The sequence below is a fragment of the Sorangium sp. So ce327 genome, from assembly GCF_051530205.1.
In the GTDB taxonomy this organism is placed as follows: domain Bacteria; phylum Myxococcota_A; class Polyangia; order Polyangiales; family Polyangiaceae; genus Sorangium; species Sorangium cellulosum_B.
Map to the genome: position 1 here is coordinate 9,160,547 of NZ_CP150330.1, position 26,104 is coordinate 9,186,650.

Annotated in this window: 24 protein-coding genes, 1 other RNA gene and 1 pseudogene; 10 read left to right on the forward strand and 16 right to left on the reverse strand. The window is 69.5% G+C overall.

Features of this window, described 5'->3' with window-relative positions:
• Positions 1-155: 155 nt before the first annotated feature.
• The 5 genes from WME95_RS34260 to WME95_RS34280 all read left to right on the forward strand — a co-directional run bounded on the left by WME95_RS34260 (position 156) and on the right by WME95_RS34280 (position 5,681).
• On the forward strand, positions 156-851 hold the full coding sequence (locus WME95_RS34260; protein ID WP_437903560.1) for a TIGR00266 family protein: 696 nt from the start codon (positions 156-158) through the stop codon (positions 849-851).
• Between the two features lie 20 nt (positions 852-871).
• A complete protein-coding gene (locus tag WME95_RS34265) occupies positions 872-1,540 on the forward strand; it encodes a TIGR00266 family protein (RefSeq protein ID WP_437903561.1) in 669 nt (222 codons plus the stop codon).
• A 15-nt stretch (positions 1,541-1,555) separates the two neighbouring features.
• A complete protein-coding gene (locus WME95_RS34270) occupies positions 1,556-2,242 on the forward strand; it encodes a TIGR00266 family protein (protein WP_437903562.1) in 687 nt (228 codons plus the stop codon).
• Between the two features lie 306 nt (positions 2,243-2,548).
• The gene (locus WME95_RS34275) at positions 2,549-4,060 is read left to right on the forward strand and encodes an FHA domain-containing protein (RefSeq protein ID WP_437903563.1); all 1,512 of its coding nucleotides are present in this window, start codon (positions 2,549-2,551) and stop codon (positions 4,058-4,060) included.
• Between the two features lie 172 nt (positions 4,061-4,232).
• Complete coding sequence (locus WME95_RS34280; protein ID WP_437903564.1) at positions 4,233-5,681, forward strand: GDSL-type esterase/lipase family protein; 1,449 nt, start codon at positions 4,233-4,235, stop codon at positions 5,679-5,681.
• Between the two features lie 2 nt (positions 5,682-5,683).
• Here the strand turns inward: WME95_RS34280 and WME95_RS34285 are convergent, their stop codons facing one another.
• Positions 5,684-7,300 carry an NTP/NDP exchange transporter gene (locus WME95_RS34285; RefSeq protein ID WP_437903565.1) on the reverse strand — a complete coding sequence of 539 codons (1,617 nt, stop codon included), beginning with the start codon at positions 7,298-7,300 and terminating at the stop codon, positions 5,684-5,686.
• A gap of 535 nt (positions 7,301-7,835) precedes the next feature.
• Here WME95_RS34285 and WME95_RS34290 point away from each other — a divergent pair.
• Positions 7,836-9,077: a BamA/TamA family outer membrane protein gene (locus tag WME95_RS34290; protein ID WP_437903566.1), complete on the forward strand. Its 1,242-nt coding sequence runs from the start codon at positions 7,836-7,838 to the stop codon at positions 9,075-9,077.
• Between the two features lie 169 nt (positions 9,078-9,246).
• Here WME95_RS34290 and WME95_RS34295 read toward each other — a convergent pair whose 3' ends face one another.
• Both WME95_RS34295 and WME95_RS34300 read right to left on the reverse strand, forming a co-directional pair.
• On the reverse strand, positions 9,247-11,022 hold the full coding sequence (locus tag WME95_RS34295; protein WP_437903567.1) for a hypothetical protein: 1,776 nt from the start codon (positions 11,020-11,022) through the stop codon (positions 9,247-9,249).
• Between the two features lie 126 nt (positions 11,023-11,148).
• Complete coding sequence (locus WME95_RS34300) at positions 11,149-12,213, reverse strand: esterase/lipase family protein (protein ID WP_437903568.1); 1,065 nt, start codon at positions 12,211-12,213, stop codon at positions 11,149-11,151.
• Between the two features lie 359 nt (positions 12,214-12,572).
• Between WME95_RS34300 and WME95_RS34305 the strand changes: the two genes are divergently transcribed.
• Positions 12,573-13,355 carry a hypothetical protein gene (locus tag WME95_RS34305; RefSeq protein WP_437903569.1) on the forward strand — a complete coding sequence of 261 codons (783 nt, stop codon included), beginning with the start codon at positions 12,573-12,575 and terminating at the stop codon, positions 13,353-13,355.
• 91 nt (positions 13,356-13,446) lie between these two features.
• On the opposite strand, the gene WME95_RS34310 is transcribed toward WME95_RS34305, so the two are convergent.
• Positions 13,447-13,737 carry an oxidative damage protection protein gene (locus WME95_RS34310; RefSeq protein ID WP_272095228.1) on the reverse strand — a complete coding sequence of 97 codons (291 nt, stop codon included), beginning with the start codon at positions 13,735-13,737 and terminating at the stop codon, positions 13,447-13,449.
• Positions 13,738-14,083: 346 nt separating this feature from the next.
• On the opposite strand from WME95_RS34310, the gene ssrA reads away from it, so the two are divergent.
• Positions 14,084-14,428, forward strand: a transfer-messenger RNA (tmRNA) gene (gene ssrA, locus WME95_RS34315).
• A gap of 124 nt (positions 14,429-14,552) precedes the next feature.
• Here the strand turns inward: ssrA and WME95_RS34320 are convergent.
• From WME95_RS34320 to WME95_RS34365, 10 genes and pseudogenes are all read right to left on the reverse strand, one after another.
• A pseudogene (locus WME95_RS34320) lies at positions 14,553-15,632 on the reverse strand (tyrosine-type recombinase/integrase); the annotation flags it as partial.
• 36 nt (positions 15,633-15,668) lie between these two features.
• Positions 15,669-16,370, reverse strand: a complete 702-nt coding sequence (locus WME95_RS34325; RefSeq protein WP_437903570.1) for a hypothetical protein — start codon at positions 16,368-16,370, stop codon at positions 15,669-15,671.
• Entirely contained in the window at positions 16,367-17,071 is a 705-nt protein-coding gene (locus tag WME95_RS34330; protein ID WP_437903571.1) for a recombinase family protein, read from the reverse strand. Before WME95_RS34330 ends, WME95_RS34325 begins: the two co-directional genes overlap by 4 nt.
• Before the next feature lie 31 nt (positions 17,072-17,102).
• Positions 17,103-17,651 (reverse strand): crossover junction endodeoxyribonuclease RuvC, encoded by a 549-nt coding sequence (locus WME95_RS34335; RefSeq protein WP_437903572.1) that lies wholly within the window; start codon positions 17,649-17,651, stop codon positions 17,103-17,105.
• Between the two features lie 64 nt (positions 17,652-17,715).
• A complete protein-coding gene (locus WME95_RS34340; RefSeq protein WP_437903573.1) occupies positions 17,716-19,233 on the reverse strand; it encodes a hypothetical protein in 1,518 nt (505 codons plus the stop codon).
• A gap of 81 nt (positions 19,234-19,314) precedes the next feature.
• On the reverse strand, positions 19,315-19,701 hold the full coding sequence (locus tag WME95_RS34345; RefSeq protein WP_437903574.1) for a hypothetical protein: 387 nt from the start codon (positions 19,699-19,701) through the stop codon (positions 19,315-19,317).
• Positions 19,698-19,946 (reverse strand): ribbon-helix-helix domain-containing protein, encoded by a 249-nt coding sequence (locus tag WME95_RS34350; protein WP_437903575.1) that lies wholly within the window; start codon positions 19,944-19,946, stop codon positions 19,698-19,700. Before WME95_RS34350 ends, WME95_RS34345 begins: the two co-directional genes overlap by 4 nt.
• A 51-nt stretch (positions 19,947-19,997) precedes the next feature.
• Complete coding sequence (locus tag WME95_RS34355) at positions 19,998-20,765, reverse strand: hypothetical protein (RefSeq protein WP_437903576.1); 768 nt, start codon at positions 20,763-20,765, stop codon at positions 19,998-20,000.
• A gap of 349 nt (positions 20,766-21,114) precedes the next feature.
• Positions 21,115-21,396 carry a hypothetical protein gene (locus tag WME95_RS34360; RefSeq protein ID WP_437903577.1) on the reverse strand — a complete coding sequence of 94 codons (282 nt, stop codon included), beginning with the start codon at positions 21,394-21,396 and terminating at the stop codon, positions 21,115-21,117.
• Positions 21,393-21,953 (reverse strand): RNA polymerase sigma factor, encoded by a 561-nt coding sequence (locus tag WME95_RS34365; protein ID WP_437903578.1) that lies wholly within the window; start codon positions 21,951-21,953, stop codon positions 21,393-21,395. Before WME95_RS34365 ends, WME95_RS34360 begins: the two co-directional genes overlap by 4 nt.
• A 353-nt stretch (positions 21,954-22,306) precedes the next feature.
• On the opposite strand from WME95_RS34365, the gene WME95_RS34370 reads away from it, so the two are divergent.
• Entirely contained in the window at positions 22,307-23,041 is a 735-nt protein-coding gene (locus tag WME95_RS34370) for a hypothetical protein (protein ID WP_437903579.1), read from the forward strand.
• A 212-nt stretch (positions 23,042-23,253) separates the two neighbouring features.
• On the opposite strand, the gene WME95_RS34375 is transcribed toward WME95_RS34370, so the two are convergent.
• On the reverse strand, positions 23,254-23,394 hold the full coding sequence (locus WME95_RS34375; RefSeq protein ID WP_437903580.1) for a hypothetical protein: 141 nt from the start codon (positions 23,392-23,394) through the stop codon (positions 23,254-23,256).
• Positions 23,395-24,683: 1,289 nt separating this feature from the next.
• On the opposite strand from WME95_RS34375, the gene WME95_RS34380 reads away from it, so the two are divergent.
• On the forward strand, positions 24,684-25,151 hold the full coding sequence (locus tag WME95_RS34380) for a hypothetical protein (RefSeq protein ID WP_437903581.1): 468 nt from the start codon (positions 24,684-24,686) through the stop codon (positions 25,149-25,151).
• 207 nt (positions 25,152-25,358) lie between these two features.
• On the opposite strand, the gene WME95_RS34385 is transcribed toward WME95_RS34380, so the two are convergent.
• Complete coding sequence (locus WME95_RS34385) at positions 25,359-26,081, reverse strand: hypothetical protein (protein ID WP_437903582.1); 723 nt, start codon at positions 26,079-26,081, stop codon at positions 25,359-25,361.
• Positions 26,082-26,104 lie beyond the last annotated feature (23 nt).

A 26,104-nucleotide genomic window follows, 5' to 3' on the forward strand; every position in this document is an offset into this window, starting at 1 on the left:
TCAGTCTACCCATGCTGAAGGGGAGAAGTCAGCGCGAGCGAACCACCGGACAGAAAACATGAAATTCGCCGCGTCCTGCTCACCTCGACATACCTTCTTCCCGCTTCCGCTCCTGGCGTCGCTCCGTTATATGTACGCGCTCCGCGGGTGGACGAATGCAGCATCGCACCAAGCATGAGCCGTCGTCCTCTCTGCTGGAGGTGAGCCTCGATCCGGGCGAGGCGCTGCTCGCGGAGGCGGGCGCGATGGTCGCGCGGTCGCCGAGCCTGCGGACGGAGGTCCGGCTCAACGCGGGCCGCGGGGCCGGGCTCCTCGGGCGGCTCAAGGCGTTCTTCGTCGCGCTGCTCCGCAAGCTCGCGGGGGGCGAGACGTTCTTCGTGAACCGGATCGAGGCGCCGGAGGGCGGGTGGGTGTGGCTCGCCCCGCCGCTCAGCGGCGGCATCAAGCACGTCCGCCTCCAGGGAGAGACGGTGCTCTTCGGCGCGGGCTCGTACCTCGCGAGCGCGGGCGACGTCGACGTCAAGGTGCGCTGGGGTGGGCTGCGCGCCATCCTCGCGCGGGAGGGCGTCTTCTTCATCGAGGCCTCCGGCGTCGGGGATCTCTGGATCACGAGCTACGGGGCGATCGAGGAGCTCGCCTGCGACGGCTCGCTCGTCGTGGACAGCGGGCACCTCGTCGGGTTCGACGCGTCGCTCGCGCTCAAGATCAGGAGCCCTGGCGGCGGGCTCATGGGCTTCATGGTCTCTGGCGAAGGCGTGGTGTGCGAGCTCTCGGGCCGCGGCCGCGTGCTGATCCAGTCGCGCAGCGCCGGCGCGCTCGTGGGGTGGCTCGCGCCGCTGCTCCCGCCCTGAGGGAGCGGCGGAGACGTCCGATGCAGGTGAATCTCCTCTACCGTCCCTCCCAGGCCCTCGCGCAGTGCTGGCTCGACCCGGGCGAGCGCGTGTTCGCCGAGAGCGGCGCGCTCGTGGGCATGTCGACGAACGTGCGCGTGGAGACGCAGTCGGGCGGCATCATGTCGGGCTTGAAGCGGATGCTGGCCGGAGAGTCCTTCTACAGGAACGCGTTCGCCGCGGAGGGCGGGCGCGGAGAGGTGCTGTTCGCGACACCGCTGTCCGGGGACATGGCCGTGCTGGAGGTGGGTGAACGGCAATGGTGCGTCCAGAGCAGCGCCTATGTCGCGTCCAGCCCCGATGTCGAGGTGAGGACGCGCTCGTCCGGCCTGCGCGGCTTCTTCTCGGGGGCGGGGCTCTTCGCGCTGGAGACGGCGGGGCAGGGGCAGATGATCATCGGCGCGTTCGGCGCGCTCGAGGAGCTCGAGGTGAGAGGCCACGTCGTCGTCGACACGGGGCACATCGCAGCGTGGGAGTCGACGCTCGCCTGCCGGATCGGCAAGAGCACGTCGACGTGGCTCGGCACGTGGCTCTCGGGCGAGGGCCTCGTCTGCCACGTCGAGGGGAACGGCAGCCTGTGGGTCCAGTCGCGCAACGCCGGCAGGTACGGCGCGGCGATCGGCGCGCGGCTCGCCCCGCGGCAGCCCTAGAGATCGGGGGACGGCGTGCGCGACGAGATCCGAGGCAACCCCGAGTTCGGCGTGCTCCACGTGACCTTCGAGCACGCCGGCGAGCAGATCGTCGCGGAGAGCGGCGCGATGGTCGCGCGCGACGCGGCCATCGACATGAAGACCAGCCTGCAGGGCGGGCTCGCCAGCGCGCTCAAGCGCAGGATGACGGCCGGAGAGAGCCTCTTCCAGAGCACCTTCACGGCGACGGCGCCCATGCAGTCGATGCGGCTCGCGCCGGCCCCCGAGGGCTCGATCGAGCGCCTCGTGCTGCGCTCGGGCATGGAGGTGTTCCTCCAGTCGGGCGCCTATCTCGCCTCCACGCCCGGCATCACGCTCGACACGACGTGGCAGGGGGCCAAGGGCTTCTTCGCCGGCGGCCTGTCGCTGCTCCGGGCGTATGGCGAGGGGCTGATCTGGTTCTCGAGCTACGGCGGTATCCACGCGATCGACGTCGGTCGCCAGCACGAGGGTTATCTCTGCGACAACACCCATCTGCTCGCGTTCACCGAGGGCCTGAGGTACCAGGTGCGCAAGCTGTCGGGCCTGAAGGGCCTGTTCCTGTCCGGCGAGGGGCTCGTCTGCGAGTTCCAGGGGCACGGGAGGCTCTGGCTACAGACCCGGAACCCGGGAGCGCTCTCGGCGTTCCTCCATCCGTTCCGGCCCGTGGGCGGCGGCCACTAGCTCCGCCCGCCCGAGGTCCGGCCTGGCCTTCCGGGATCGCCGCGCCGGCGGGCGGCCTGCCCGGCCCGCCCGGTGCTTGCCCGGCGCGCGCGACGATCCGAGACGCGCTCGTGGATTTCGGCGCTGGCGACGGCGCGGTCCCGGCCGTCCGCCATGGGCCGGCGCGCCGTCATTGCCTTCCCGGAGGCGGACTCGCTAAAGTAGTCCCGCCTCGCTGAGGAGGCTCGTACGGCGACCGGTGGGTGCCACGGATCCACAGGGGCTCGCGGGGCGAGCCTGGCCCCGCCTGAGTACCCCGAACCCGCTATGTGGAAGCTGACGATCGAGGATGACGAGGGGAAACAGACGGGGCTCCCCCTCGCCCATGAGGAGTACGCGCTCGGACGCGGAGAGTCGAACTCGATCCGGCTGACCGATCGCAACGTCTCGCGCACCCACGCCACGCTGGCCAAGAACGGCCAGGGCTGGGTCATCCGGGATCTCGACAGCTACAACGGCACGTACGTCAACGGCGGGCGGGTCAACGGCGAGCAGCACCTGCGCCACGGCGACCTCGTGCAGCTCGGCGACTACCGCATCGAGATCGTCGATGAGGCGCTCTCGTCCGCCGTGACGAGCCCGACGCCGCCGCCGGGCAGCCGCAGCACGGCGCACCTGCCGCTCCACACCCGCCCGAACCGGCTCGTCATGGTCGTCGGCCCGACCCCTGGCGCGGAGTTCCCGCTCGACGGCGAGCGCTTCACGATCGGGCGCTCCGAGGACGCGACCATCTCGATCAACCACAGCTCCGTGAGCCGCCTGCACGCCGAGCTCATCAGCCTCGGCAGCGGCCGCTACGAGGTCGTCGACAAGCAGAGCGCGAACGGCGTGCGCATCAACGGCGTCGAGCTCAAGCGGGGCCTGCTCGAGGCGGGCGACGCGCTCGAGCTCGGCGACGTCCGCCTCCGCTTCGTCGCTGCTGGCAAGATCTTTCGCGCGGGGCCGGACGGCGGGCCTGGCGTGGCGCCGGGCGCCTACGGGAGCGTGGCCCCCTCCGCGCAGTCGTCCCGCTCGCTCGGCGGGGCGAGCAAGGCGATGGGGCTCCTGCTCGCGGTCGCCTTGCTCGTCGTCATCGCCGTGATCGTGGCCACGCGCGCCCGGTCGCACGGGTCCACGACGCCCGAGCCGGACGTGAGGCCCGTGGTGGCGGCGCAGGCGGGCGACGACGCGAAGATCCTCGACGCGGCGCAGGAGCACCTCCGCTCGGGGGACATCGACGCCGCGCACCGGAAGCTGCAGGAGATCGCCGAGACGTCGCCGGTCCGGGAGACGCCGCGCTTCAAGGAGATCGAGGAGCGCTGGGCGGAGGGGATGTTCCGGCAGGTCGAGCAGGCCGGAACCAAGGCGGACAAGCTCGCGCTGCTCAACGAGATCGCGAAGACGACGGGCGTCCCGACGGCGCTCCGCGCGCGGGTGGCCGAGATGCGGCGGCAGGTCGACCCCGAGGCGCCGCCCGAGCCGGAGCCGGTGCCGCAGCACGTCGGCTCGCCGGCGCCCTGGCTGCCGCAACCCGCGCCCGTGCCTGCGCCCACGCCCTCCGCTTCGGCCTCGGCCTCGGCGCCGGCGCCCTCGGCCTCGGGCGCCGCGCCGGCGAGCTCTGGCCTCGACTCGAGCTCGTACCCCGCACAGCGGCGGGCGCTCGAGCCGAAGGTCTGGAACGGGAAGGCGTCGGCCAGCGAGATCAAGCTGCTGCGCGCGATCTGCATCCACCAGGGCGACGCGGTCTGCCGCGACAAGGCGACGGCGGCCCTGGACAAGCTGGAGAAGAAGGGCCCGTAGCCGCCGCTTCCATCCTTCTTTCCCACGTGCGTCGATGACCTCCAGGAGCAGCACCAGGGCTCACGAGCCGGCCGTCCACGCGCCGGATGCACGCGAGGCCCACGTCCACGAGGCGCCCCCGCCGGGCGGGCGTGATGAGCGTCCGGCCGGGCGCGATGGAGGCTCCGTGCCCGTGGGCTCGCCAGCGCGGAACGGGCTCGCCTCGCCGGCTGCCCGGGCGATGGCGACGCTCGCCCTGCTCGTGCTCGTCCCCTACGCGCACCCGAGCCTGTCGCGGCTGCGGGTGCTCACGCCGCTGCCCGAGGGGGAGGGGCTCGTCGTGGTCCCGGCGCCGGCGCCGGTGGCGTCGGTGGGCGAGACGACGCTCGTCACCGAGACCACCGAGCAGGCCGAGCTGCGCCAGCCCGAGGAGGTCGCGCTGCCGGCCGCGGCCGCCGAGCTCATGCCGGCGGCGGTCGCCTCCGAGGGCAAGCCGCCGCGGCCGATCGAGGACCCGAGCGGCAAGGCGATGACGCCGTTCTTCCGCGCGCTCGCGGCGGTGGAGCGCAAGGCGCCGCAGTCGATCGCGCGCATCACCTACTTCGGCGACTCCATCGTGGCGAGCGACTTCGTGACGGCGACGCTGCGGCGCAAGCTGCAGAAGCGGTTCGGGGACGCCGGCCACGGGTTCATGCTGATGGCGAACGCCTGGCCGGGATATTTCCACAATGACGTTGTGCGCTTCGCCGGCCCTGGCTGGCAGGTGAGCCGCGTGGTGGGCCCGTTCGCCAAGGACGGGCTCTACGGGCTCGGCGGCGTGTCGTTCCGGTCGCAGGGCGCGGGGGTGTTCTCGCGCTTCGGCACCGCGGAGTCCGGGACCTACGGGCGCGCGGTCTCGCGGTTCGCCGTCGATTACCTGAAGCACCCCGAGGGCGGGCGGATGGAGATCAAGATCGACGGTGAGAGCCGCGAGATGATCGACACGCGGGCCGACGCGGCCAGCTCGGCGATCGCGACCTACGAGGTCCCGGACGGGCCGCACTCCATCGAGGTGCGGGCGCACGGCCCGGGGGTGCGGGCGTTCGGCGTCTGGATGGAGCGGGACACGCCCGGGGTGGTGCTCGACGCCATCGGCATCCAGGGCTGCCGCATCCGCTTCCTCGACAAGAGCGACGACGCCCATTTCGCCGAGCAGCTGCGCGCGCGGAGCCCGTCCTTGACGGTGTTCCACTACGGCATGAACGAGAGCGAGGACGGCGAGCTGTTCCCGCTCGATCAATACGAGTCGACGATGAAGGCGGTGCTCGAGCAGGTGACCGCGGCGCTGCCCGGGTCGTCGTGCCTGCTCGTGGGCCCGATGGACCGCGCCGACAAGAAGGGCGAGGTCTACCGGAGCCGCCCGGTGATCCCGAAGCTCGCGGCGATCCAGCGCAGGGTGGCCGGGCAGGTCGGCTGCGGCTACTTCGACACCTTCGGCGCGATGGGCGGCTCGGGCTCGATGGGGATCTGGGTCCAGCGCGGGCTCGGCGGCGCCGATCTCGCGCACCCGTCGGGCGCGGGGGCCGAGGTCATCGGCCGCTGGCTGTACCTGGCCTTGATGGACGCCTACGAGGGCTGGAAGGCGAACGCCGCGCGGCCCTGAGGCTACGCGGCCTCGAGGTCATCGGACTTCGGCGCCGCCGGCTCGTCCGCGGCGCGCCGCCTGTGCTCCCGGGCGATGCCGGCCACGACGCCGAGCCACACGAGCGCGAGGGCGATATTGACCATCGCGAAGTGGCGTGTGGAGAGCGCGAGCACCTGGCCGGCGATCACCCCGCCGGCGGCGAGCACGTCGCCCGCGCGGACGACGAAGGTGTCGATGGCCGCCTTGGCGCTGTACTTGGCGTCGCGGCCGACCGGCAGGAAGAGCGCCTGCCGCGCTGTGTTCTGGATGGAGTAATCGGTGCTGTTCTCCGCGATCTTCGCGACGCGCACGACGGCGAGCGCCGGCAGGACGGCGAGGGACGCGTAGCCGAGCAGGGCGATGGCCGGGAGGATGAACAGGGCGAATCGCACGCCGAGGTACTTGAAGATGCGGGAGACGAAGAAGAGCTGCAGGACGACGCCGAACGTGTTGACCCAGTAGAAGAAATCCCCCTTGAAGGTCCCGATGATCGCGCCGAGCGCCGCCTTTTTCCCCTTCTCGGTGTGCGGGTGGACGAGCCCCGCCTCGGCGCCCTCGACGATCTTGCCGCCTGCCTCGACGTCGAACGCGCCGCCCTTGACGGCGGCGATCTTCCCTTCGAGCAGGCGCGACGCCTGCGGATCGACGAGGTAGACAGGCGCGCCCGCCGCGAGCGGCGCGCCCGGGGCCGCGCCGGCGTGGGCCGCGTCCGGCGCGCCGCGCTGCTCGCTTCCCGTGTCGAGCGCGCTCGTGGCGGACTCGATCAGGGTGCGATCGAGGATGTACTCGCCTGTCGAGTTCACCCAGTTGAGGACGAGCGTCAGGCCGGCGATGAGGAGCAGATAGCGGTCGCCCGCGATGATCTTGAAGCCGCCCGCCGCGCCCCCGGGCGGCGCGTCGGCCTTGTCCGCGGCGCCCTTCGAGCCCGCGAGGTCGTCGCGGTGGACGAGGTAGGTGAGCCCCAGGCAGGCGAGCAGCACGCCCGCCGCGAGGAGCATCATGTTGTAGGGGCCGATCGGCACGTAGACGCGCTTCGCGATCTGCGCGCCGAACATGGCGCCGAGCGAGCTCCCGATGCCGACGATGGCGAAGAGCCGCTTGCCCTGCTCGGGCGTGTAAACATCGTTGGCGAAGGACCAGAACTGCGCGATCACGGTGAGGTTGAAGCAGCCCACCCACAGATAGAAGGGCACCCCGAGGGGGACGCCGAGGCGCGCGAGGAGGAAGAAGAGGACGAGGTTCGCGGCGAAGAAGAGCGTGAGCGCCGTGGTGAGCTGCATGCGCCCGAAGCGCCTGGCCAGGGCGCCATAGGCGCGGACCACGCCCACGAGGAGGAGCGCCTGGCCCGCCGCCGCGTAGGCCTTCACCTCGGCGCCGTCGAGGTCGAGCCGCCGCCCGCCGATCTCGAGCCCGCCGCCCGCGAGGATCAGCGGCTCGCGGACCACCTTGAGGAGGTAATAGCCCGTGAGCAGGAGGAACACGTTCAGCGTGAGGACGAGCACGCTGAAGACCTCGCGCGGCTTCACCTCGGCGAAGATCGCAAGGAGCCTTTGAAGCACGCCCCGGGCCCGTGTCTCGTTCTCGCCTGTGCTCGCCACCCGCCGCTCCATGCCCGGAAGACCGCCGTTCTGGCGGCACCGGCACAGGACCGATGCCGAGCGCGGGAGGCTATCGAGACTGGTCCCGGCCGGCAACCTCCCTCTCGCGTGTGAACCGCCGCACCCGCCGCGCCGTCGCGTGGACGTTCGACAGGCGCGCGCCGCGCAGACAGGCGTCTCTCGGGTCGGGAACTCCGCTATGCTCCCGCGCCGCGACGTGTTTCCGTGCGAGAGGCGAGGCGGATTGGGCACCAACGAGAAGGGACCGACGCGCGCGCTCGGCATGGCCTTTCGGCGGCGCGCGGCCGCGCTCGCGAGCTGCGCTGCGCTATCGCTGTGCGCCGAGGCACAGGCCGCGCCGGCAGAGCCTGCTACGCCGGCGGCGCCTCGCGCGCCGGCAGAGCCTGCTACGCCGGCGGCGCCTCGCGCGCCGGCAGAGCCTGCTACGCCGGCGGCGCCTCGCGCGCCGGCAGAGCCTGCTAGACCGCCACGGCCTCCCGCCGCGGCGCGGCTTTCGCCCGGCGCGAAGCGCCCTGTGCCGGACTACGACGGTCGCCCGGACGAGGCGACGAGCGCCGGCGACGCGCTGCTCTGGGTGCCGCGCGTCGTGTTCTTCCCCGCCTACCTCGCCAGCGAGTACCTGGTCCGGCGGCCGCTCGGCGTTCTCACCGTCGCGGCGGAGCAGGGCGAGTGGATCAAGGAGCTCAAGGACATCTTCACCTTCGGGCCGAACAACAACATCGGCGTCGTCCCGACGGCGCTCTTCGACTTCGGCTTTCGCGCCAGCGTCGGCGTTTACTTCTTCTATGACGACCTGTTCGTCCCCGGCAACGAGCTCCGCGTCCACGCCGCGACCGGCGGGGTCGACTGGTGGAGGCTCACGGTCGCCGACCGGATCCCCCTCGGAGGGCGCGCTCACCTGAAGCTCCGCGGCGAGGCGGACATCCGGCCTGACTGGCTGTTTTCTGGGATCGGTCCCAGCTCGCTGGAGCGCAGCTGGGCCCGCTACAGAGCCCGCAGCGTCGAGGGGACCGCGACGCTGCACGCCGATTTCGGTGCGTTCAGCTTCGTCGAGGCGACAACCGGCGCGAAGACCGTCGACTTCCGCGACGCCTGCTGCAAGCCGACGGTCGGCTTCCGGGTCGCGCGCGGCCGTTATCCGATGCCCCCGTCGTACGACACCGGATATACGGCCTACCGGATCGGGGGCCGCGCCGGCCTCGACTCGCGCCTGCCGCGCCCGGCGCGGGGCCACGGCGTCCGGCTGGAGCTGTCCGGAGAGCACGCCGTCGACCTGGAGCGGCCGCTGGAGAGCCGGTGGCTCCGCTACGGCGGCTCGCTGGGCGGGTTCGTCGACCTCACCGGGCACGATCGCATCGTGAGCCTCGTCCTCTCGGCGGCGTTCGCGGACCCGCTCGGCGCCGCGGAGGTCCCCTTCACCGAGCTCGCCGAGCTCGGCGGCGACGCGCCGATGCGGGGCTTCCGCGAAGGGCGCCTCCGCGGGCGGAGCGCCGCCGCGGCGACGCTCGAGTACCGTTATCCGGTCTGGGCGTTCGTCGACGGCACGGCGCAGGTCGCCGCGGGCAACGTGTTCGGCGAGCACCTCCGCGATTTCGATCTCGACCTGCTCCGCATGTCGTTCGTGCTCGGCCTGCGCACGAGCGGCGAGCGAGACCACTCCATCGATGTCCTGATCGGCTCGGCGACAGAGACCTTCGAGCAAGGGGCCGGCCTGCAGGAGCTGCGGTTCATGGTCGGCGCCACCCACGGCTTTTGATCGAGCGGCGGCGAATGTCCGGCGGGGACCTGAAGCATCCCCTCGAACTTTCGGGAAAATTCACAGGGAGGCGGGGAGACGGGGAGTAAAATCCCCAAAATCTCCCCGTCTCCCCGCCTCCCTGTTCAATTTCTCTTTAAAAATGAGGGCGATTGTCAGGGTGAGGACCTCAGTTGGGCGGCTCGGCGTCGTCGGGGCGCTCGATGCCGACGAGCTTGTAGCCGCGGCGCGGGCCGAGGTCGTAGAGGTGGGCGCGCAGCGGACCGGGCGCCTGCCCGTTCAGGACATCGATGATGGCGTAGCGCGAGGGCGCGTCGTCGGGCGCGCCGCCGTCCGCGGCGATGTGGGGGAGCGAGAGGCACACGCGACCGTCCGGCGAGGGGCGCACGACAGGCCGGGCGCGCAGGGCGAGCGACTCGCCGGCGTACATCGCGGCCTCGTAGCGGAGGTCTTGCGGGCGCGCGACGCCGGTGCGCCGCGCGAGATCGACGCCGCACAGCGCCTCCGATGAGGCCAGGGCGACGTCGGCGAGGGGCGACAGGCGCGTCAGGTACCGCGCCATGATCGCGCGCTGTCGCGAGAGGAGCTTGCCGATCAGGAACGCGGTGTGCCGCGGCGCCGTGAAGTCGCCTGTCTTCACGGCGGCCTCGATGAGCTCCGGCGTGAAGCGCGCGAGCGTCCGGGCGGCCCAGGCGCCGTCGAGCTCGGTCATCCGCCCGAAGGCCGGGTTGGGGTAGCCGCCGCGCCAGGCCTCCGGCCGGAAATCGCGATCGCTGAAGAAGCCGAAGATGTCGCCCTGCGGATCGTGGCTCGCCCGGTCCCACGGCCGCTCGGGGATGCCGAGCGTCACGAAGTCGAGGAGCGCGTACTCGACGTCGAAGTAGAAGGCGTGGCCGAGGCGCTTCGAGATCTCCTCCCACTCCCACTCGCTGCCGAAGCAGTCGCCGAGATCGATGTAGTAGTGGCGCACGTGGCCCGGCGACGCGTCCTTGTCCTTCGGGTGCTCGGCGAGCCAGACATCCATCGAGTTCTGCTCGCGCGAGTCGAAGTGGTTGAGCCAGGCGGCGAGCAGGCGCCCCCCGCGCAGGTCGCGCCGGTCCTCGTGCGGGATGACGTCGTTCGGATCGTCCTCCCGGGTCCCCTCGTACCTGAACGGGCCGATCGCGCGGCCCGGGAGCCAGCGCGAGGCGACCATGCGGACCCGGTCGCCGCGCTTCGAGGCCTTGGCGAGCACGCCGTCGAGCGCCGCCTGATCGAAGGGCCTGGCGACACCGCTGTTGTCGGTCACGGTGAGCCCGGGCGACAGCTTCAGGATCGACGGCTTCAGGTAGACCACGCTGTCGCACGGCGCCCAGAAGCCGGCGGCGTGGTAGAGGCGCGCCGCGATGGCGGTTGCGCCGGTGGCCCGCTCGGGCTGGTCCGAGGGGTCGGCCTTGAGCATGAACTTGCCGACGCCCTCGACCTTGACCCGGAAGCCGGGGTTCGCGCCGTTCGGCTTGCCCATGTCGATGACCCAGGACCCGTCCGGCGCCTCGGGATCCAGCGTCTTGTCGCCGCACGGCCCGCGCACCAGCTCCTCGGCGGAGAGCGGCCGCTTGCCGAGCCGGTTCGTGAACCAGCTCGAGTCAGGCACCTCGTCGACGCTGTTCACGTTGGCCGCCTCGCCCCCTGGATCCACGGCGAAGAACCGCGACACCGGGCGGAAGACGAGGTTGTCGGCGGCGTCCCACGCGAACGAGGACTCATAGGACGCGGGCGAGCAGAGGCGGTGCTGCGGATCGTCGCTGGGCGCCTCGGGATCGGGCCGGCAGGGCAGCGAGACGGGGCTCAGGTCGGCGTCGCGCCAGACCGGATCGCGCAGGGGGAACCGGCGCACGTCGCCGCTGCACGCCGCGCTGAGCAGGGCGAGCAGCGGGAGAGCGCGGGTGAGCGGCGCCTTGAGCATCGGCGGGGGATGGTAGTGGAGAGGGCGGGCGCTCGGGGCGGTTTTCGGCGAATCAGGCGGGGCGAACGCGGGTGCGCGCGGGCGAACGCGGGCGAGCTCGGGCGAACGCCAACGATGGCGGGCTCGTCAGAAGCCTTCTTGCCGGAGCCGCGCGATCACGGAGCGGTAGAAGTCGATATAGAGCCAGGGGTTCCCGTCGCCCGGACTCTGTCCGAAGAGCTGGCCTATCTCGTCGAAATGGTCGGCCGGGATACAGCCCCAGAAGTCCCCCCACCGCGCGTCCCGCGCGCGCACCAGGCCGTCGTTCGGGAACGACTCGCCGATGCCGCCGTCGAGCAGGGTCTCGGTCAGCGACAGCAGCGGGTGGACCGGGTCGAGGCCGTCGTCGAACTGCGCGACGAAGGGCGCGGGGGTGAGCGTCGTGCAGTCCCTGCCGCCGCGCGCGCGGTTCGTCCGCCCGCCGAAGGAGGCATAGAACACCCCGGGAGCATCGGTGAACCTCGCGTTGAACTCCGCGATGCCTGGCGTCGAGAACTGCTCGAGCGCAGCGAAGACGCTCGTCTCGTTGCCTATCTGATCGTAGAGCGGCGCGCCGATCGCGTTGATGAGATCGTCCAGGATGTCCTGCAGGCGCTCGTGGGCGACGAGCTCGAGCGCCACGTCGGCGACCTTCGAGCCCAGGTGGGGTGTGGCGACGGTGACAATCGAAGCGACGAGATCGGGCCTGTCGTGCGCGACAACGCGTGCGTCGAGCCCCCCCTGCGAGTGGGCGATGATGTTCACCTTCTCGTGGCCTGTCGCGTCCAGGATCTGCTCGATCCGCGCGAGCAGCTGCGCGCCGCGGACCTCGGAGCTGTTGAACGGGTCGACGGCGGGCGTGAAGATCGTCTCGCCGCTCTCGGCGAGGGTCTCTTTGAGGTTGTAGAAGTAGCTGACGTATCCCGCGCCCGCGAAGTCCTCGAATCCGAAGAAGCCGTGAGCGAGCACGATGGGATACGGCGGCCCGAGCTTCCCTGACGGCCAGCCGCCGCCGACTTCGCCCGGGTCGTCCGACAAGCCCGAAGAGCTCGCCCAGCCGCCCGAGGCGGAGCCGCCGCCCGCGCCCGTCAGCACCTCGCCGGTGCTCGCCGGCGGATCGAACTGCTCCCCGGCCGCGCTGCAGCCCGCGAGGAGCGCACAGGAGACGACCATCGCACACTCTACGAGACCAGCGATCACCCACTGTCGCATTGACGAGCCCCCGTGTGAGACTTGCACTTACGCGAACCACCAACAGGCGATGACGAGGATGCTTATGAAGAAAGATCCAGCACGACCACCTCCTGCCGGAATCAGCTCAGACTCTGCTGATGGGATGCTGATGTCAAGCGCTGTCGGAAATTTGAACCATTCGTGGTCTGCAGTGCATTGCGTCGCGGGCGGCGTTGCGAGCAGCGGTCGGCTTCCTGCAATGGGTCACGGGTTTTGACGCCGTGCTGGCGCGTCGCGTCGCGGCTCGACGTTGTTTTTCCATGCGGAGGGGCGGGCTGGCTCCGGTAGGTTCGTGGGCCATGCGATCTGTCCAGAGCTCGTTTGCACTTGTCCTGGTGGGTACCCTGGCCGCTTGCGGTGGCGCGGCGCCTCCTCCGTCGGAGCCGGATCGTGCGGAGGCCGAGGTGGCTGCTGCGGCGCCGGCCGCGAAGGAGGGTGAGGCGGCGGAGGGTGAAGGTGGGAAGAAGGAGGAGGACGCCGCGGCGGAAGCGTCACGGCAGATCCCGACGACGTGCGAGCAGCGGGGCAACGAGTGTTTGCCGCCGGTGGCGTTCGTGAAGCGGCTCTGCAGCGGGTTCCATCCGGACGTGGCGCTCACCCTGTTCGCGAAGGGGTCGCCGTTCACGCGCGGGTACCTGACGCGGGACACCGACGCGGTGAACGCCTCTGGCGGGTCGTCCTCGAACGACAAGCTGGTCTTCGATGAGGAGGTGCTGATCCTCTATCACCGGGAGCCGGAGACCGGGGGCATGGTCGTGAGCGGCGCCGGGGGCGGCTACGAGGTCCTGCGATGGGACGGGACGTGCGCCACGCTGATGGCGGAGGAGGTCCGGCAGCACGTGCCGCCGAAGCCGAAGTTCGCGGCGATCCCGTGGAAGAGCCTCGATCAGAAGACGCGCGACGCGTTCCTGGCCGACGAGAAGACGGGCAAGCTCATCATCGAGCGGAAGAGAGAGTGCAAGGGCGCGACGATGGGGGCGGTCACCGCGAAGTGCGAGAAGGTCGACAAGCAGATGGCGGCGGCGCTGATCGAGTACGTGCGGAACGGCGGGGCGTTGCCGGCGCCGGGTCCGCTGCCCTGAGGGGCGGCGGGCGGTGGCGGGGCGCTCCCGGATGGGGTGGGTGGGAGCGCCGCCGGGCCGATGAGGGACGGGGGACCGCGGTCGCGGTCGGCTACTCCGGCTTGTCCTTGGGCGCCACGTAGTCGGGCGGGAGCTGCGCGGCCTCGTTCCCGCCGGTGAAGAAGTACTTGTCGAGCTCGGTCATCCAGATCCGCTGGCCGGCCTCGGAGATGAGGTCGAGGCGGTACTCGTTGATGAGCATCTTCGAGTGCTCGAGCCACATCCGCCACGCCTCCTTCGAGACGTTGTCGAAAATCCGCTTGCCCAGCTCGCCCTTCAGCGGCGGCTTCTCCAGCCCCTCCGCCTCACGGCCGAGCTTCACGCACTGGACCATCCTCGCCATAAGTTGCCCGACTCCTTTTCCTTTTCGCGGGCTTCTTAGCCGAGCCGCGAGGAGCCGTCGAGAGCGGGAGGCGTGCCGGCGAGGTCAGCGGGGGCCGACCAGAGCGGAGCCCGACCGGAGCGGGCGGACGAGCGGCGGCAGCAGGTTGAGGCAGGGGGCGGAGGGCAAGGCCGACGGAGGCGCCTGGAGGCAGCAGCAGGCAGGAAAGCCGGGAGGATCGGACCAACGGGCCCCGAGCGACGCACGGCGACGTCCGCGACGGCGTCAGCGACGGAACGATCTGGCGCCGAGGGGTTGACGGCGGCACGGTTTCTAGCAATATTCGGTCCGTCTGAACGAACCACGAGGGGGCGATCGGCTTCGACGTGGGGACTGAAGGTCTGTCTGCGTGCTGGCGGCTCCTGCTCCGCCTATCAAGCGGGACGTTACAAGTGCGAACGACAACGCATACGCTGTCGCGGCCTAATAACCGCTAAGCCATCCGAGGAGAAGGTCGTCCTAGTACTCTAAGGGTGTCAACCACAGGGCTGGGTCGCGTGAGGACGCCCTCGATAACGCGGCCGAGATTCAGTGAGGGATAGGTCGTAGCCGAATCTACGAACGCCGTCGCCGGCGCATGGCGACTACGCACGTGAACGAAGGTAGACTGGATGCCTTGCGGACCCGGGTTCGATTCCCGGCGCCTCCACCATGATTCCGCGCACTTGCGCGCTTTCTGGACGATTCCCGGACGAAACACCACCCTCCCACAACGAGAGAGGTAGCGGCGGAAAGACGTCGCCGAACCCCGCGCGGACGGCTTCGGCCTCGCGGATGTAGCCCTGCGTCGTCTGGAAACCGGCATGGCCGGCGCGCTGCATGATCTTGAGCGGGTCGTCCCCCCGGATGGCAAGCCAGGTGATGCCGGTGGCGCGGAGGTCGTGCCAGGTCATGTTCTTCCGCGTCGCGTCCGCCGCGAAGAGCTCGGACCGGTCCAGCCGCGCCGCGGTCATGAACCCGCGCAGGGCGCGTGCCAGGTGGCGATCGTCGGGGAGCCGGATGACGCGGCCCCGGCCGCCTGACTCGGCGTGCATGGCGCGCAGGAGGGGCATCAAGGCCGGCTCGATGGTGAAGCGGCGGGTGGTGCCCGTCTTGGTCGATTTGGCGCCGCCCTCGCGGTCCAGGCTGCGGTGCACGTGGACGATGCCGCGCTCGAGATCGATGTCGTCCCACGTCAGGGCGCGGAGCTCGCTCGCCCGCACGTAGAGGTAGGTCGCGAGCGCCACGGCGCGGCGCCACGCGATCGAGATCTTCGGGCTCGACACGAGCGGCAGGAACTCCGACGGGTAGAGGTACGCCTTCGCCTTCTTGATGCCCCGGTCCGGCCCGCGCACGTCCGCGGCCGGATTGCTGGAGAGGACGCGCAGCGAGAGCGTCTTGGCGTTGCAGGCGTCATCGAACAGCTTGGAAACGAGCCCCCATGTGTTCACCGCGGTTTTCCACGACTGCTCGCCGGCTCGCACCGAGGTATCGAGATGTTCGACGAACGCCTCGACATCACGCCGGGTCACAGCGGTTATCGGCTTGTCGCCCAGCTGAGGAAACAGCCACTTCCGCAGACGTCCGCGGTCGCCCGCCGCAGACGTCAGACCCCGCTCTTCTCGCACCGCGGTCCAGCGCTCGACCCACGCGGCCACGGTCTCACCCGCGGGAGCCGCTGCGGTGCGGCCCCGCCGCGGCTTGGTGGCGCCCGTGGCGCGGGCGGTCTCCGAGAGGCGCTTGGCGCGGTCGCGGGCGCGAGCCTCGGAGTAGCCGGCAGGAAAGCAGAACCACTGCCGCGAGCCATCCTCCAAGGTGATGCGCGCGTCCCAGTGATCGCGGTGGCGTTGAAGCGTTCCGGTGCGAGGTCGGGGCATGCGTCGGTGTCTCCGTCAGGGCGCGGCAGGCGCGGTCTACTTCTGCTTCGCCTCCCACGCGCGCAGGGCGTGGGCGAGCGCTGCCACCTTCTCGGGGGGCAACGGCGGCTTCGTGGCGTTCTGCGTGTGAAAGCGGCTGACCTGGGACCGCTCGACACCGGAGAGCTTCGCCAGCTGGGCTTGGGTAAGGCCCCGCTCGAAACAGCGGGCCATGAGCTCGCGGACGTCGCTCTCGTTGCTCTCGCGAGCGGGAGAGCGCGCGGGCGGAGCCGCGGGCGCGGGGTCTGCCGCAGGCTGGCGCAGCGTCGAGATCAAGCCCTTGATGACCGACGACCGCGACACCTTGTCCGCGAGGCCGGGCGGCGCGACGGTGCGCTGGCGCTCGACCTCTGCATCCACGGTCTCGACCTCTCCCGGGGTGAGCCGGACGTGGACCATGACACCGGCAACGGTGCTGCGGTCTTCCTTCGGGGGGCGGCCCATGCGTGCCATGCTCTTGATCCTTTCCTTCACGGCTTCGTCGACCTCTCGACGCTCTTCTCCGGAGACGATGCGAACGATCGCGCAGAACCGCGGCCAGGGCTGCGCGAGCGCCCACGCGCGGAAAGCGCCGGGCGGGTCCGCGTGCTTCAGGATCTTCTGGCAGAGCTCGCGGGTCGCTGGGTCGGGGTTCGGCTCGGCCAGGGCATGCCGGACCGCTGCGCTACCCCATATCTTGCACGCGATAGAGAAGCTCACTCTCTCGACCTCGCGAGCACCTTTCGCACGGTTTCAGCCGCCCAGCTACCGCCCCGCTTCGTCCGATACCCCTCGTCGGTCAGGGTCGCGGCGATCTCGCGCAGGGAGAGGCCATCGGCGCGGAGCGCGAGGATCCGATCCACGGTCGCAGCTTCATCCTGCACGCGGGCGATGATGCGCCGGCCGTCCGCATCGGCCTCCCCGGTGTGAACCCACCCGAGCGCCGCCCCGCCGAGCCGCACGCCATCGGCGCGGAGCTGGGCCAGCGCGTCGCGCGTGCGCTCGGCGGTCGCTTCGCGCTCCCACTGCGAGACCGACGCGAGGACGTTCAGCACGAGGCGCCCCGCGGCAGAGCGCGTGTCGATCGAATCGGCGACCGACAGGAGCGAGAAGCGATCGGCGAAGTATCGGGCGATCAACGTGTCGAGGTCGCGCACGCTGCGCGTGAGGCGATCGAGCTTCGCCACGAGCAGGGCGGAAGCCTGGCCAGCATCGAGCATGCCGAGGGCACGTTGCAGGCCGGGGCGGTCGAGCGTCTTGGCGCTGACGCCGGGGTCTTCGATGATGTCCACGAGGTCGAGATCCATGGCCGTCGCGTAGGCTTCGAGCTTCGCCCGCTGCGCCGCGAGGCTCACGCCACCGTCCGCCTGATGTTCGGTCGAGACCCGCACGTAACCGATCGCCCTCGTCCGCTCGCCCATATGTATATTATGTATCTCAACATGTATTCGGTCAAGGGGGATTGCGATCGAGCTCCGCCGACATCACCCACGACTGCGACGCGGGCGCGGGCACCTCCTCGCGGATCGTGCTCCACGCGACCGCGGCGGCGTCGCGTGCATGCTCGCTGGACCGGGCGGGCCAGCCGGCGACCCGCGCGCGGATGGCGGCGGCGAGCGCGGCGTCACCTGCCCTGGCGCATCCCAGGGCCGAGCGCACCGCCTGGAGCGTCGCGGTGCGCACGATGAGCCCACGCGCCGCCGCGAGGCCGGCGAGCTCGGCCCCGACCCACGAGGCGCCACAGAGCTCGCTGGCCATGGCAGGACCGAACCGCGGGCGGGGGAAGACCCGGACGACGCGCTCGACGGCGACCAGCGCGGGGCGGTAGCGCGAGAGCAGCGCCCCCGCGGCCGCGCGCAGGGCATCGAGCCCGGAGTCTCCCGCGAGGTCGACAGGGAGCACGCCGGAGCCCACGTGCCGCGCCCCGCGCGCGTCCGCGCCGAGCGCCGCCCATCCCACGCGAGCGGCGCCAGGGTCGAACCCGAGCACGATGGTGTCCATCGGGAAAGCCTCACGTCCCCCAGCACGCGGCATGCCGGCCCGCGCTGATTTACTCGTGGGTAAATCAGCGCGGGCCGGCATGCCGCGTGCGGGGGACGTCGGAAGAACAATGTCCTATCACCGCCCTGTCAAGATATTTCGTGTACGAAGAATCAGGCGCCATCGTAGCCTCGTGGATCGGAGCGACGGCGCGCTCCGTTCGCGTTCCGCTCCGACTCTCCGCCGTGGGCCGGGAAGTTGATGGCGACGAGCACGCGGGGCCCTGGCTCGCTGCCAGCGTCGCCAGCCGAGGACCACGAGCGCCGGAGCTCGGCAGGGCAGGAACGCCCTTCCGTGCCACGCCGATCTCGATCACCGCCCCGCGCGGAGCCGCGTCGGAGCCGATGAGCCATCCGAGCCCGTCATACGCGATGCGCGCCGTCTCGACGTCGCCCGCCGCGTGCGCCGCGATCATCCCTTGGATCAAGTGTTCGACCATCATCATCCGCGGATCGGCCTGCTTCACACTGGATCTGTCCGCCGCAAGCGCCTCTGCGGTCTCCGAAGCGGCGCCGCCCAGCCGCGCCCATCCGGCACTCACGCGCGCCGTGACATCGACTGCCGCCTCCGGAGCGTTCACGGTGTGAAGGAACGCTCGGATGTGGCGCTCGGCTTCGTCTTGGGAGATCCCCGTTCCGGCCAAGCGCGAGACCATGGTGCCGATGACCTGAGGCCACGTGGCGCCGCCCCGAGCTCGATGCATGCGCACCGCGGGGAGCGCTCCGGACTGCGTGAACACGGCTTGTTGTAGAACCGCCCAGCGTGGATCCGTCTTGCAGCGCTCCCTGCGCGTTGCTGTTCCGGGGAGGACAAGACGCAGCGTCTCGCGGGTGAACCTCTGCCACACGGGATCAAGACGTTCGGGCAACGACGACGGCGAGCGTAGGCCGAGCTCGGTCAGCTGGCGGCCGCGCAGGCGAATCTCCGTCCGCCAGACTTGCCCTTCCCCGTCCCAACCGTGCGCCATCCACCCCGCGCGCTCCATGGCGGGGCGTGCTGAATCGCGCTTCCTACGCAGGTCATCTGTCTTGTTGTAGAGCGCAAAGATCAGGTTTCGCCTGTCGCCGATATGCAAGCCCGTGACTATGGGGCCGTTGCGCGTCCGCCGCATCTCGGTGCAGAAGCTGCTCATGCGGCGCAGCCGGCCGACGAACGCCGCCCGATCGGCCTCGCTGAACGTCGTGCCTGCGACATCGACGCAGAGATCGAGCTCTTGGACCTGGCCCACTGGTGCCTTGGAGCCGGGGGCGGCGAAGTGCGCGGCGATCGTGTCGGCGTGGTTCACGGCTTCCGCCAAGGGACGCGACGCGAGGAACGGAACCGCCAGATCCACGACGATGTCACCCTCCCCGACGAAGATCCGGCCGCTCGGACCGACCGCGGAGAACGGTTTCCCCCGCCTGCCCTGCCGCTCGACCGCGAAGCGCTCGCCTGCGATCACGACGCACGCCCCGCCGCTGCGCGCTTCCAACGTGGCGCGCGCCAGCTCTTGCAGCGCCGCGGGGCAGACGCACATCCGGTAGCGGATCGCCAGCGCATCCACCCGTGCCCCGACGACGTAGGGGCTGCTCCCGGCGTGCGGGGCGGTGGTGTTTGAACACCCCTTCATAAGGCTGCCGTCCGGTCACCTTCGGCCAGCGCGGCGGTTCGCCGGTGGGAGCTGAAGACCCGCGTCGATGAGCAGCGCGCGATCGTCGTCTGCTTCGTCTACGGGCTTGCGTTCGCGAGGCACGATCTTCCGGCTCTCGATCCAGGTAGCGACGTCGGTCCAGAGCGCCGCGACTTCGCGCCCGCGTTTGAACGTGTGGAAGTGCCCGCGACGATGGGCGTTCAGAAACGCCCGAGCGGAACCGAGGGGGTTCGACTTCGCGGTCGCGTAGTGCGGCGTCGGCTGCGCCACGGCGCCGCCTGTCTCTACAGCATCTGCCTGCGCGCGCAGCGTGCGGGCCTGCACGTCGAGTGCATCAGCCTGCACGCGCAGCAGCGTCGCGACATCCACGGCGACTTTCACGGCGTACGCTCCGGTGCCCGCTGAGCGTGCTCGATCTGCGCCAGCCGGATTCGGATGCCCTGCTCTGCGATCCTGGACTGCGGGATGCCCGTCGCCTCCGACAGCGCGCGGAGCCGCTCGCGCAGATCGACCGGGATCGTCAGGTTCGAGGGGCGGCGCCGGGGCCGCCCCTGCCGACCAGAGTTCTTGTGCGCGTTGTTCTTCATCTGCACGCGCATCGAGCCGCACGGCCGGGCGACGAGCAAGCCGCTACATAACGCACCCCCTCGTGCGTTATGACCTGCGCCCCCGGCCGGCTAGGCCGGACGTCGCCGGCGCGCCCGAGACGCCCGCATGCGTTCCGGCGCGTCGAGCGCGTTGTGCGGGTCGATCCCGGCGACCTTGAACGCCTGCCTCGCGACCTCTTCGACGTCGCTCTCTGGATCGATGCCATCCGGTCCGAAGTGCTCGGCAAGCCGTTCAACAAGAGCCGAGACCTGCTGTTCAAAATCGGCCCGTAAGCGCTGGCTATGAAGAATTGCCTTCGCAAGAAAGTGATAGGAGGGGATTTGAATCCTACGCCCTTCGCGGGTCAGAGCATGACCGGGCGTTCGGATGGCGCTCAGCACGAATTCCCGACGCGTAGGTTTCCGCTGTTTCTCGAACCGCAAGACCGATTTGACCATGGCTTGAAGCAATTTGTTTGCATGGCGCGCCCCACCATCCTGGCCATGACGCGCGATATCTCCGTGCGCCCGTTCCAGCGCGGCAAGGATCTGGCTCATCTCAGGATAGGGGTAGCCCGGGTTCGTCCCCTGAATAAAAGTATGAAGTCCCAGGTTGTAGGCCCAGAGCGCGCGATGCACTGTATAGGGACTGTTGATCGATGCTATGAGCATCAGGAGCGTATCCGCGAAATCTTCGGGCGAAAGCTGAGCCGACGGCGGCTCGGCCTCGGGCGGCTGCGGAGCCGCTCCCGCCTTTCGTTGGCGTGTGGGAGCGGCCCTGCTCGCCTTGCCGCCGTTGCTCTTCGCCGCCTTGTCTTTACCTGCGCCCGCGCCTACCCTTTTTGAAGCCACAGTCACCTCGTGCGTGATTGTCTGCGGCCGGGAGGCTCCACCCTCGCCGGCCGCATCCTTTCGAGCCTACAGCATGTGGGAGTGATCTCAGGGCCGCACGACCGGGGAGCGATCGAACCCCGGCGTCGTCGGCGGTGGCGATGCTGAGGCCGGCGGGCTGCGCCGCGCTTCGCCAGGCGTGCGTGGGGGCGAGGCTCCGCGTAGCTCGCCCGGCATGCGCCGCCCGTGGAGCGCCTACCTGTCGTGCCGCACGAAGTGCCGCTCGATGGCGTCGAGGATCTGCAAGGCGCCGCGCGCTTCGGCGACGGCCTCACGTTCGGCGCGCGTGCGGTCCTCGTTGCTGGCGGCGCCCGGCCTACTCCCAGGTCCGCCAGACCCGCCGCGTGCGGCGCTCCGGGCCCCTGCCGGCTGCGATGTCAGCGAGAACTTCGCCCGGGGAGCGACGCTCGCGCATCGCGATCATGGCGATGATGCGGGTGAGCGGGACGCTGCGGTCGGTCCTGGCGGGCAGCAAGCCGTCGTCCCGCCACCCCGTCGCGTCGAGGTAGCGGTCGATCTGCGCGGGCGTGATCGAGCGCGTGACGGGCTTCCCGGGCACGGTCACGCGCACGCGCCGCTTCGGGTCGCGGGGCTTCATCGGCGCCACCTCCGCAGCTTCACGGCCAGCGCTTCGCGCGCGATCCGAAGCCTGGACGCTGCCGTGCTCGGGTTCATCCGGCGCCGCTTGGCGTACGCGACGAGCGACTCCGGGCTGTCGACCGAGAGCAACGCCTCAACCTGCCAGGGCGGCAAGCTGGCCATCGCGTCCAGCACCTCACGCGCCTCGATCTGGGCGTGCATGTCGACGCCGACGGGCTCGCGGAGCAACCCGAGGGGCGAGGGATGGAGCACGGCGCGGCGCGCCCACGCGCTGTGCACGTAGTGCGAGGCGAGGCGCCAGGCGATGCCGTGGAGCCACTTCCGCAAGGCGTCGCGCGGCTTGTCCCGCGGGTCCGGGCGGTAGAGCCCACGGCGGACGGCGTTCCAGGCGTTCACGAGCACCTGCTGCTCGACGTCCGCGCGGTCGCGCTTCGGGATGCCGGCGAGCGTCGCCAGGACGATGCCGCGCTCGGCAAGGATCTCTGCCATCGACGGGCGCTTCCGGGGATGTCGTGCGGCAGGCGGGCGTCCGGCCCCCTTCCGCCGGCGCTTCACGCGCGCCTCCTGTGGTCCTCGTGGGGGAATCGCGGGCCGGCGGGCTCGCCTGCGGAACAGGAAGCGGACGGGCGAGCGGCCCGTCCTGAGGGCGGATCGGTTCCTTGGCCCGCCGTGGGGCGTAAGTATACAACGGACATGTCGGACCTCGCGTGATCGGGGTTCGGCCACGCCGCCCGGGGTGTTACCAGCACCCGCGGGCGGCACTTTGCTTGTCCGGCGAGCTTACGTGGTCAGCATGAGAATGGCAATCGATACCCACGCTCGGCGATGGGTGGATCGCACCGTCCGGGTTTCTGACAACGAGACGCTCGTCTCGTTGTCAATCCTCGCGAACGTTCTGGACTCCAAGCATGACGACGCCGTCCGAACCCTCCAAAGACCGCCCCAAAGGGGAACCATGGCCGTGGGCGACCGTGGCATGTATCGTATTTGGAATAGCGCTATTATCGAGCTTGGCTACTGGATTCGTCCTCAGTGACAGAACCGCGGTCGTAGCCATCGCTGCGCCAACACTGCTACTCGCCATGGCGTTCGCACGAATCGACCTGTTCCAGGAGATTAAAGGCGCCGGTGTTGAGCTGAAGCTTCGCCAGGCAGAGGAGGTAACAAGAGAAGCAAAAGCAACAATTTCAGAACTCCGACTCGCGGCCAGCACGATGGCAAGGATCTCGCTCGAACTGCTTGGCCGAGAGGGAGTACTGGGAAAGATCCCGGACGCAGAGAAAGTCACCATCAAGAACGACCTCGTCGGAACGCTCCGGACAATAGGTGTTTCCGATCGTGAGATCGAGACGTCAACGCGGGGGTTCAACGCGTTGCTCCTGCTCCGGCATGCGGGCAAAGTCGTCGAAGAAGCCTTCGCGACTCAGCTGGAAGCCACTAAGAGCATGGAGGCTCGCGCTCAGCTGGTTCAGGCGCTCAATCCATTAATGGACCCTGAGTCGCTAACCGTTGCTCCCCCCGAGCGCTACCGAGCAGCGATAGAGAAATTCGGGGTGATGGGCCCCCGGGTAGAAGAGCGGCTCGCCGACTATGAGTTCTTCATCACAAATAGCAGGATCCGCCGGCCGGCACATTGGGACTAAATCCTTGGCATGGGGACTCAGGGCTCTGATTCCTCAAAAGACCAGCGCAACCGCTTTCGTCCTGTGCTTATGCATCCCGCGTGTGCGCGCCGTCGCGAGATCGAGCCCCCTGCCCGCCTCCACGCAGAGCGCGCCGAGCAGCCGCCCGATGGTCCCGTGGGCGATGCGAACCGCCTCGACGCCGCCCGCGGCCAGCGCCGCTCCGGCCGGCACTACCCGCCGCGGCGAACGCGCTCGGCGGCGAGGTCAATGACGCCGGCTGCGTCGGCCCCCTGCGCGCCGAGCAGGCGCCCGATGGTCTCGTGGGCGATGCGCGCCGCCTCCACGTCGCCCGCCGCGAGCGCCGCTCTCATGCCTTCCGCCAGCTGGCCGAGGAGCACCGTCCGCGGGTCCGCCGGTTTCGTCCGGGATTCGTCCGGCTCACGAGGTTTCGCGCACTTAGCCGCCGTCGTCGGCACGCTTGCCGCTCCCGTCGCATGCGGAAACCTACGCGATCCCTGCGGATCCCTACCCTCGGCAGGCGTTTCGATTCCCGGCGCCTCCACCAAGAAGAGACGTGGCCATGGGGGTGGCCGTAGGCGTTCGGCAGAGCACATCCCAAGGGTGGATCGAGCGGTAATCAGGACCAGAGAGACGCTCTCTCGGCGCGGACCGCACCCGCCGGCGAGTGGGGTTGCGCCGCCCGGTCTTACGAGCGCGCAGAGCGCTGGCCGCTCAAGCGACCCATGAAGCTGCTGACGGCCTCGGCTAGCCACCCTGCCGTGTGCGCTCCATCGCAAGATCGATCGTCCTGCCCGGCTCCGCGCCAGGCGCGCGCCGAGCAGCGGCCCGGTCCTCTCGTGGGTGAGGAGCGCTGCCTCGATAGCGCTCGCCGCGAGCGCCACCCCGGCTGGCGCTACCCGCCAGGGCGGCTGCGCCGAGCCCCGAGGTCAACGACGCCGCTCCTGTCGGCGCCGGGCGTGCCGAGCAGGCGCCGATGGTCTCGTGGGCGATGCGCGCCGCCTCAACGTCGCCGCGAACGCCGCCTCAGCGTGGGCTACCCGCCGCGCCGGGGTAACCGCCCATCGGTCGCCATGGGCGTGGCCCCTCGCGGCGCGCGCCGGGGTCGGCGATGCTGGACGCGGAGCGGCGGCCTATCTTCGGAGATGCGCAGATAGGTCGCGGAAGTCGCTGCCTATTCACGGGAATACACCGATATACCGCGGAGCTTCGCGACCTATTCGCGGGAATACGGAGATTGGCCGCGGCGCCTCGCCGCCTACATGCTATGATCCGCCGCCAGGCCCTGCGACGCAACTGATTGCGACGTCAAGCAGGCAACGGGACAGCTATCTACTTCGGGAGACGCATGACTCGCACCAAGGTTTTCCTCGGTTACATCGCAGCGGCTCTTGCATCGAGTCTTGTATCGGCTTCCTGCGCGCGACGGGAACAGTCGGAGTCCGGAAGTGGCGAACCAGCTGCTCCGTCGCACGCGCCTTCTGTAGCGAAGTCCGCAAACAAGGATCCCGAGAGGTCCACCAGCGAGGTGGAACCAAGCCCGGAGCCCACGCTTCAGCCACGAGCCACGAACGACTTACCTCAACCTACGCCTCGCTCCCCTCCGATCCTCGAGGCGGACCCGAATTCGAAGGGAGTGAGAATGGGCAAGCCGCTTTTTTCCTGCTACTACGTGAGTTTTGCCTGGGGCAGTAAGGCTTACGGGAACGTCCTTGATGATCAGGGCCGAATTTGGTTCTACGACCTGGGAAGGACCTGGTTTCCCCAACCCGCCGGGGACGGACTCTATCTGGAGACCGGGCTGAGAGAGCGATTCAGAAATCCCGTCCTCCAGTCGCGCCGCGTTCCTCCTGCGCAGCTGGCCGACATGCGGAAGAAGGCGGAGATCGCTCGAGGCGGTCAAATCGAGAAGAAGCACGTGTCGCGTGATGCGGGCAGCGCCGGCTGCGAGGCCTACCTGTGGGAGAGATCCGACGCGTACCGGGAAGTTAAGCTCGGCAGCCGTGGCGGCTCTGAGATTCGCAACTCCAGCTTGGAGGCCGGCCATCTCCTAGAATGGCTATGGGGAGAACTCGCCATGGGCACCCATCCGCAGTCCCGGCAGAAGTAATGGCTCCGAAAGCGTACACGAAGCTGCCCAACTCACGGCTGCACACCGACGAGCGATTTCGTGGCGCCTGCGGCGCCCCTCCGTCGCTCGCGGGTGAGCCGAGCGTTGGGCAGTTGCACGTGGAGGGACAACATGCCAACCATCAATGTGGAGAGTGACACCACATGAGATCCTGAGAGCGCCACGCCGACCGCTTCGACGGCGTTCCTACCAGCTGTCTGAGAACAGACAATCATAGAGCGTGGCCTCCCCCAAGAGGCGGCTGTCGGTTGCTACGTCCGGTATGATGAGCTTTCCGACGAGTGGCGGCATGCGCTCGTATCCCCAGGTGTGTTCAATTTCCTGCGCGACCCAAGTCGCGTACGGCTGCTCATCCGGCGACAGATCGAAACTGAGGTCCTGCCGTCTAGCTTCCAGCGGAAGTGGTGGCTCAACAAAGTTGGGCTTGACCAGCCTGACCAGCTTGCCCATCCAGGCAGGTAGGACGTAATGCGTGTCATAAGCGAAGACGCTTACGTGGCGAGACGGCGTCGCATTAATCACCCTGATCCTCTCGATTTCTTCGAGATCGTCAACGGTCCGCATGCTGTAAACGACGTAGCAGGAAACCAACAGACTCACCATGAACCCTATCACGTGACTGTACTCCCCTGGAGCGCTTGCTCCGACAGAGAGGTGACCGGCGTAGCAGGCGTCGTAGCTTCCCGTGGGAAGATGAATAGAACGGTCAATCAAGGAACTCTCCGGAAACTTATCATGGATCCGATTTAGCACACCTTGCCAACGGCCACATTCGTCTCCGGCTCGACGACGGGCGTCCACCAGCCGTCCATATTCCTCTGTCCGTTTGTAGCGCGGGTCCTCGCGCGAGACCCCACGTGGGTAATAGCGATATACCACCTCGACCAACTCTTCATTCGAGCACTTCATGGCCTTGTAACCCTGGCACCTTT

Bases quoted from the DNA above. Each gene is read 5' to 3' on its own strand.
- WME95_RS34260 (WP_437903560.1), top strand. From the start codon at position 156: ATGCAGCATCGCACCAAGCATGAGCCGTCGTCCTCTCTGCTGGAGGTG.
- WME95_RS34265 (WP_437903561.1), top strand. From the start codon at position 872: ATGCAGGTGAATCTCCTCTACCGTCCCTCCCAGGCCCTCGCGCAGTGC.
- WME95_RS34275 (WP_437903563.1), top strand. From the start codon at position 2,549: ATGTGGAAGCTGACGATCGAGGATGACGAGGGGAAACAGACGGGGCTC.
- WME95_RS34295 (WP_437903567.1), bottom strand. From the start codon at position 11,022: ATGCTCAAGGCGCCGCTCACCCGCGCTCTCCCGCTGCTCGCCCTGCTC.
- WME95_RS34300 (WP_437903568.1), bottom strand. From the start codon at position 12,213: ATGGTCGTCTCCTGTGCGCTCCTCGCGGGCTGCAGCGCGGCCGGGGAG.
- WME95_RS34305 (WP_437903569.1), top strand. From the start codon at position 12,573: ATGCGATCTGTCCAGAGCTCGTTTGCACTTGTCCTGGTGGGTACCCTG.
- WME95_RS34310 (WP_272095228.1), bottom strand. From the start codon at position 13,737: ATGGCGAGGATGGTCCAGTGCGTGAAGCTCGGCCGTGAGGCGGAGGGG.
- WME95_RS34330 (WP_437903571.1), bottom strand. From the start codon at position 17,071: ATGGGCGAGCGGACGAGGGCGATCGGTTACGTGCGGGTCTCGACCGAA.
- WME95_RS34335 (WP_437903572.1), bottom strand. From the start codon at position 17,651: ATGGACACCATCGTGCTCGGGTTCGACCCTGGCGCCGCTCGCGTGGGA.
- WME95_RS34360 (WP_437903577.1), bottom strand. From the start codon at position 21,396: ATGAAGCCCCGCGACCCGAAGCGGCGCGTGCGCGTGACCGTGCCCGGG.
- WME95_RS34370 (WP_437903579.1), top strand. From the start codon at position 22,307: ATGACGACGCCGTCCGAACCCTCCAAAGACCGCCCCAAAGGGGAACCA.
- WME95_RS34375 (WP_437903580.1), bottom strand. From the start codon at position 23,394: ATGAGAGCGGCGCTCGCGGCGGGCGACGTGGAGGCGGCGCGCATCGCC.
- WME95_RS34380 (WP_437903581.1), top strand. From the start codon at position 24,684: ATGGGCAAGCCGCTTTTTTCCTGCTACTACGTGAGTTTTGCCTGGGGC.
- WME95_RS34385 (WP_437903582.1), bottom strand. From the start codon at position 26,081: ATGAAGTGCTCGAATGAAGAGTTGGTCGAGGTGGTATATCGCTATTAC.